Source organism: Micrococcus sp. HMSC31B01, assembly GCF_001816085.1.
Taxonomy (GTDB): Bacteria; Actinomycetota; Actinomycetes; order Actinomycetales; family Micrococcaceae; genus Micrococcus; species Micrococcus luteus.
Genome location: NZ_KV825161.1, coordinates 1 through 2,522, shown reverse-complemented (window position 1 = coordinate 2,522; position 2,522 = coordinate 1). Strand labels below are relative to the sequence as shown.

Below are 2,522 nucleotides of genomic sequence, written 5' to 3'. Positions count from 1 at the left end.
GCCGTTCGCCCCGTCGCCCGGCCCGCGAGGACCAGCAGCCCCGCCACGACGCCGCCGAGCAGGATCGCGCCCACCCCGGCGGCGAGCACCGCCGTCGGACCGAGCACCCCCGTGTACACGCCCAGCCCGCCGGCCAGCTTCACGTCGCCCATCCCGAGGCCGCCGCGGCTGAGCACGTGCAGCGCGAGCATCGCCACGGTGTAACCGAGACCGCCCAGCAGGCTGCAGAGGGTCAGGTCACCCCGGCCCGCCAGCAGCGCTCCCCCGGTCATCATCGTCAACCCGCCCAGCGCCAGCCGCAGCGTCCATCGGTTCGGCAGCCGATGTTCGCGCAGGTCCGTGCGCACGAGCACGCCCGTGCACACCGCGAACCACACCAGTCCCAGGGACCACAGCACCGCCGTCGCCGGCGCGCCGTGCGTCCACGCCCATCCCACCCCGCTCATGCGCCCAGCCTAGGTCGGGCGGCGCACCCGCCGGGCCGTCGTCCACAGGCGATCAGGCCACCTCGCGTTCACGGTCCGGCCACCCCGTGTTCTGCCCACAGCGCAACCGGAGCCGCCCATTGCGACGAGCCCTCGCGTGGGTCTACTGTGAAGTCACGAGCTTCCGGCCGTCTGATGGACGTACGGGGCTCACACAGACCCCATGGCCTCAATCCCGTTTCAAAGGGGCCATGGTGGCGGGCTTCCTCGGTCCCCCATCCCCCCTCCGCGGGGCCGAGCACCCCCGCCGGGGGCCGCTGCTTCGGCAGCGGCCCCTTTTTCATGCCCGACCCCGCCGGCCGGCTCAGGCCCGGCCCTCCTCCAGCAGGTCCGTGACCAGTGCGGCGATCGGTGAGCGCTCGGAACGGGTCAGCGTCACATGCCCGAACAGCGGGTGGCCCTTGAGGCGCTCCACCACGGCCGCGATGCCGTCGTGCCGGCCCACGCGCAGGTTGTCTCGCTGGGCGACGTCGTGGGTCAGCACCACCTTCGAGTTGCGGCCCATCCGGCTCAGCACCGTGAGCAGAACGTTCCGCTCGAGCGACTGCGCCTCGTCCACGATCACCCACGCATCGTGCAGCGAACGGCCGCGGATGTGCGTCAGCGGCAGGATCTCCAGCATCCCGCGGTCCACCACCTCGTCCACCACGGACGGGGAGACCAGCGCGCCCAGGGTGTCGAACACGGCCTGCGCCCACGGACCCATCTTGTCGCCCTCGGAGCCGGGCAGGTAGCCGAGGTCCTGGCCGCCGACGGCGTACAGCGGGCGGAACACGACCACCCTGCGGTGCTCGCGGCGCTCCATCACGGCGTCGAGGCCCGCGCACAGCGCCAGCGCGGACTTGCCGGTGCCCGCGCGGCCGCCGAGGGAGACGATGCCCACGCTCGGCTCCGTCAGCAGCTCGATGGCCAGCCGCTGCTCGGCGGAGCGGCCATGCAGGCCGAACACGTCGCGGTCCCCGCGCACCAGGCAGGCTCGGCCGCCCTCGCCGACCCGGGCCAGGGCGGAGCCCCGGGGCGCGGTGAGCACCAGCCCCGTGTTGACCGGCAGGCGGTTCGCCTCGGCCGGGGCCTCCTCCGGCCCGGTCTCGACGCCCGTGCCGGTCAGGGTCCCCAGCGGGACGCCGGCCAGGTCGACCTCGCCGTCGTCGTAGAGGGCGTCCAGCCGCTCCTGCGCCACGCTGAGGGAGACGGTGCCGCGCCAGCCCGAGTCACGCACGAGCTCGTGGCGGTACTCGTCCGCGGCGAGGCCCATGGCCGCCGCCTTCACGCGCATCGGCAGGTCCTTGGACACGACCGTGACCGTGGCGCCCTCGTCCGCGAGCGCCTTCGCGACGGCGAGGATGCGGGAGTCGTTGTCCGTGCCGCGGATGCCCAGGGGCAGCACGTCCACGGACACGTGGTTCAGTTCGATCCGCAGCGTGCCGCCCTCGGGGGTGATCGGCACGGGCTGGTCCAGCGCGCCGTGGCGGCCGCGCAGGTCGTCGAGCAGGCGGAGGGCCGTGCGCGCGTCGTAGCCGAGGTCGGGGTCGGCGCGCTTGGCCTCGAGCTCCGAGACCACCACGAGCGGCAGGACCACCTCGTGCTCGGCGAAGTGCAGCAGGGCGCGCGGGTCCGAGAGCAGCACGGACGTGTCCACCACGTAGGTCCGCAGGCCGGTCGCCTCCGCCGGCCCCGCCTCGGCACGCGCCTGGCCCGGCCGGCTCGACGGCTCCTCCCGGGTCTGCACGTGCTCCACGAGCTCTGCCACCATGTCTGCCTCCTGTGCCGGTGAACCATGCGGGCGGGGGTCCGCCCACGGGCCACGCTAGGAAGCGGCGTCGTCCGCCGGGGCCCGGCACGGTGAACCCGGGATGAAGTCGCGGTGACGGTCCGTCCGGGCCCCGCCACGGCCCCGACGTCCCGCGCTCCCTACACTGGAGACGCGCCGCCGACGTCCCGACGGCCGCCCGCTCCCCGTCCCCAGGAGGGCCCTTGAGCATGCACCGCCCGTCCCCCGGCCTGCCCGATCTGCCGGGCAGCCCGGCCCCCGCCCCG

General features: G+C 74.6%; 2 protein-coding genes. Both read right to left on the bottom strand.

Translation table 11 applies throughout. From position 1 onward, the window contains the following. On the bottom strand, positions 1–446 hold a 446-nt coding region (locus HMPREF3105_RS07165), incomplete at its 3' end, for a prepilin peptidase (protein ID WP_070709064.1). A 343-nt stretch (positions 447–789) separates the two neighbouring features. Further along, complete coding sequence (locus HMPREF3105_RS07160) at positions 790–2,238, bottom strand: PhoH family protein (protein WP_070709063.1); 1,449 nt, start codon at positions 2,236–2,238, stop codon at positions 790–792. Between the last annotated feature and the right edge of the window lie 284 nt (positions 2,239–2,522).